Origin of the sequence: Pseudoxanthomonas sp. 22568, from assembly GCF_052044485.1 — a bacterium.
Lineage (GTDB): Bacteria > Pseudomonadota > Gammaproteobacteria > Xanthomonadales > Xanthomonadaceae > Pseudoxanthomonas_A > Pseudoxanthomonas_A beigongshangi.
In genome coordinates, this window is the sequence record NZ_JBQENC010000030.1 from 1 (window position 1) to 3,870 (window position 3,870).

The 3,870-nt window shown below is 67.5% G+C and carries 3 protein-coding genes and 1 pseudogene; all 4 read left to right on the forward strand.

Annotated features, from left to right (window positions below; translation table 11 throughout):
• Positions 1-269: pseudogene (locus ACTJI2_RS19990) on the forward strand (methyl-accepting chemotaxis protein); the annotation flags it as partial.
• Positions 270-801: 532 nt separating this feature from the next.
• Positions 802-1,581, forward strand: a complete 780-nt coding sequence (locus ACTJI2_RS19995) for a flagellar brake protein (RefSeq protein WP_318289237.1) — start codon at positions 802-804, stop codon at positions 1,579-1,581.
• A 134-nt stretch (positions 1,582-1,715) separates the two neighbouring features.
• Entirely contained in the window at positions 1,716-2,192 is a 477-nt protein-coding gene (locus ACTJI2_RS20000; protein WP_141452547.1) for a chemotaxis protein CheW, read from the forward strand.
• 552 nt (positions 2,193-2,744) lie between these two features.
• A partial coding sequence (locus tag ACTJI2_RS20005) for a cache domain-containing protein (protein WP_440843131.1) occupies positions 2,745-3,870 on the forward strand: 1,126 nt, incomplete at its 3' end.

A 3,870-nucleotide genomic window follows, 5' to 3' on the forward strand; every position in this document is an offset into this window, starting at 1 on the left:
AGATGGACGAGACCACCCAGCAGAACGCCGCCCTGGTCGAGGAAGCCTCCGCCGCCGCCCGCAGCATGGAAGACCAGGCCCGCCTGCTCTCCGAGGCGGTGGATGTGTTCGAGCTCGACGGCCATGCCCCGGCCGCGCGGATGCCGACGCCGGTGGTCGCCGCGTCGCCCGTGCGCGCGCCCGCACGGCCCGCGCCGCGCAAGCCTGCCGCCCCAGTTCGCCGCAAGCCCGAACCGGCCCTGGCCGACGGCGACTGGCAGGAGTTCTGACCACGGCCTTTCCGCTTTTGCCTCCCCCTTCGAAGAAGGGGGACCGAGGGGGATTTGCTCTTGGCGCCAAAAGCCAATCCCCCGTCACCCGCTGACGCGGGTGCCCGCCCCCTTTTTTCGCTTGCAACCGCCGAATGGCGGGTCAAGGGGGCTATCCACTGCAAAGACGACCCGCTGTTGCCTCCCCCTTCGAAGAAGGGGGATTGAGGGGGATTAGCTCTTCGCGCCAAAAGCAAATCCACTGCTTCGCAGGCGCCCGCCCCCTTTTGCGCTTTCAACAGCCGAACGGCGGGTCAAAGGGGGCTGTCAACTCCACGGACGACCTGCTTTTGCCTCCCCTTTCGAAGAAGGGGGATTGAGGGGGATTGGCTCTTCACGCCAGCAACAAACACCGCTCGGCTCCCACTGCGCGGGTCAATCCCCGTCACGACCGCTCTCCCCTTCTCTAAAGAATCCGTGACGAGGTCGATATATCGGCAGGTGTCCCGCTCCCCACCGGGCCTGGCCATTTTCCGCTTCCCACATCGAGCCCATGTCCGAACAGATCGAGGCCGCCACCCAGGAACCCGTGCGGTACGACGAGGAAGAGAAGTACCTGCTCCGGCACCCGCGCGACATTCGCCAGGTGCTGCAGGCACTGATCGACCGCCGCGCCCTGATCAGCGCGCACCTGGTGCCGCGCGGCCATGTCTTTCCCACCGCGCTCATCGAGCTCGCCGCCGATGAGGGAAGCCTGCTGTTCGACGGCAGCATCAGCGAAACCATCAACCGCGCGGTCGAGGAAGCGGCCCAGATCATCTGCGTGTCGCAGCTGGATCGCGTGCACGTGCAGTTTCCCCTGACCGATTGCGAACGCCTGCGCGTGGACGGCCAGACCGCCTTCCGCGCACCGCTGCCGGAGCGCGTGCTGCGCCTGCAGCGGCGCGAGTTCTACCGCCTGCAGGTGCCGGTCTCGTATCCGGTGCGCTGCCTGATCCCGTTCGCCGTCGGCGAGGAGGACCCGCAGTGGGTGGAAATGCGGGTGCTGGACATCAGCGGCGGAGGCCTGGCGGTGGAAGTGCCGCCGGAGCGCCCGGAGTTCCGTCCCTTTCGCGAATACACCGACTGCCGGCTCCTGCTGCCGGACGGTGAGCCGCTGCAGGTGCGGCTGATGGTCAAGAACCTGTTCCGCCAGTCCCGCCCCAACGGCCGGGAAATCTGGCGCGCCGGCTGCCAGTTCACCGACCTGCCGCGCGGCGGCGACGCCCAGATCCAGCGCTACATCTTCCGCATGGAACGGCAGCGCAGCGCCCGCGAACGCGGGATCGGCTGACGCTCCGATTCTGCGGTCCCCATCCCGGTTCCGCGCGCCGCCTCGCCTCCCCGCCTAAAGTCCCCGCCTTCCCGGCCGATGAGTAGCGGGAAGGACGCCTCCGCGTCCCAGCCAGAATGCACAGGAGCATTGCGATGAGCGACAACAAGACCACGGCCGCGGAGTTCCTCAGCTTCGCGCTGGGCGAGGAGCACTACGGGGTGGACATCCTGAAGGTCCAGGAGATCCGTGGTTACGACGCCGTCACCCGGCTGCCGGATGCTCCCGAGTACATCAAGGGCGTGATCAACCTGCGCGGCACCATCGTCCCGGTCATCGACCTGCGCCTGAAGCTGCGCCTGAAGGAAGCGCGCTATGACGCCTTCACCGTGATGATCGTGCTCAACGTCGAGGACCGCGTGGTCGGCATCGTGGTCGACAGCGTCTCCGACGTGATCCCGCTGGAGCAGGATCAGATCCGCCCGACCCCCGAGTTCGGCGCCAGTGTCGATACCCGCTTCATCTCCGGTATCGGCACCGTCGACGACCGCATGCTGATCCTGCTGGACATCGAGACCCTGATCGACAGCGCCGATCTGACCGAACACACCGCCGAAGCCGAAGCGGCCTGACGCCGCTTCGCGCGACGGTTCCAGCGCATGACCGCCCGCGCGGGGGGAGCCAGGCTTCCCCCGCGTCCGCGCACGCCCCGCGCGGCCGGCTGTCAGGCATTCCCCTACGACCAAGGATGATTCAACGCCCGCGCGCTCCGCGCCGATAGCACTACCGGGCCCAGCGCCCCTCTGCCAGAAGTGAACGGAAGTCCCCATGAAGTCCGCTGCATCCCGCCCGCGTTCCAGTGATCTTTCCCTGCGCGGCAAGTTCCTCCTGATGCTGGCCGTGCCGGCCATCGGCGTCGTCATTCCGTGCAGCGCGAGCACGCGCCGGAATCATCGCAGGCTGCGGCAATGGTGGACACGGTTCGACACCACGCGGGGTACGTGCGAATCCGATCCGGCAGGAGCGCCATCGCCGGCGCGGGCTTCCCGCGCGCACGCTCAAGCAGCCAAGAGCAGGCGGCGGGAAGCCGCTCCTAACCAGGCTCCCATCCGAGCGTCCATTCGCGCCTGCGCTCTCCGCTGGCGCACCGCCTGATCCCTACTTTCCTTCCCCCCGAGTTCGCCATGAACCTGTCCCGCCGCTTCGCCAACCTGCCGGTCCGGCACAAACTCAACCTGCTCACCGTCCTGATCGCGATCGGCATCGTGGCCCTGGCCGTGATCGCCGCGCGCATGCAGTACCTGGATCTCTATGAAACCCGCAAGGCGGGCCTGAAGACCCGGGTGGAGCTGACCTTCGGCATCCTCGATCACTACGCAGGCCTGGAAAAATCCGGCGAACTCGACCCCGCGGCGGCCCGCGCGAACGCGCTCAAGGCAATCGAGCGCATGCGCGGCAACAAGGGCGTGGACTACTACTACATCCACGACATGCAGCCGGTCATGCTGATGCATCCGATCCGCAAGGAACTGGCCGGCAAGCCGATTGGCGACGAACGCAGCCCGGACGGCGTGTTGCTGTATCGCGAGGGCGTGGAAGCCGCGCGCCGCGGTGGCGGTTTCGTCGAGTTCCGCTGGCCCAAGCCGGGCGGTGACGAGCCGATCGCCAAGGTCGTCTATGCCGCGCCCTACAAGACCTGGAACTGGGTGGTGGCCACTGGCGTGTACATGGACGACGTACAGGGCCAGGCGTGGATGTTCACCGGCATCATGACCCTGGCCGGCGGCACGCTGGTGATCATCGTGGTGCTGCTGAGCTGGATTATCGGCACCCGCATCGTGGTGCCGCTGCGGCACGCCACCCGCGTGGCCGAGTCCATCGCCGCGGGCCGGCTGGAGAACGCCATCGGCGAGCAACCGCACGACGAACCCGGGCGCCTGCTGGAAAGCATGCACCGGATGCAGGACCAGTTGCGCGCGGTGATCGGCGCGCAGCGCGAGATGGCGCGCCGCCATGACGAAGGCACCATCAGCTATCGCATGGACGAATCCGCGTTCCCCGGCGAGTACGGGGACATGGTGCGCGAGACCAACGGTCTGGTCGGCGAGCACGTGGCCGCAATCCTGGACGCGCTGCGCATCATGCAGCGCTACTCCATCGGCGATCTGTCGGTCGACATCGCGCGCCTGCCCGGCGAGAAGGCGCTGATGACCGAAACGGTCGATGCGGTGAAGGCGAGTCTTTCGGCCATCAACGCCGAAATCAAGCGCCTGGCCAGCGCCGCGGCCGCCGGCGACTTCAGCCAGCGCG

What these genes read in the sequence shown, in the direction of transcription:
- ACTJI2_RS19995 (WP_318289237.1), top strand. Translation starts at nt 802, where the DNA reads ATGTCCGAACAGATCGAGGCCGCCACCCAGGAACCCGTGCGGTACGAC.
- ACTJI2_RS20000 (WP_141452547.1), top strand. Translation starts at nt 1,716, where the DNA reads ATGAGCGACAACAAGACCACGGCCGCGGAGTTCCTCAGCTTCGCGCTG.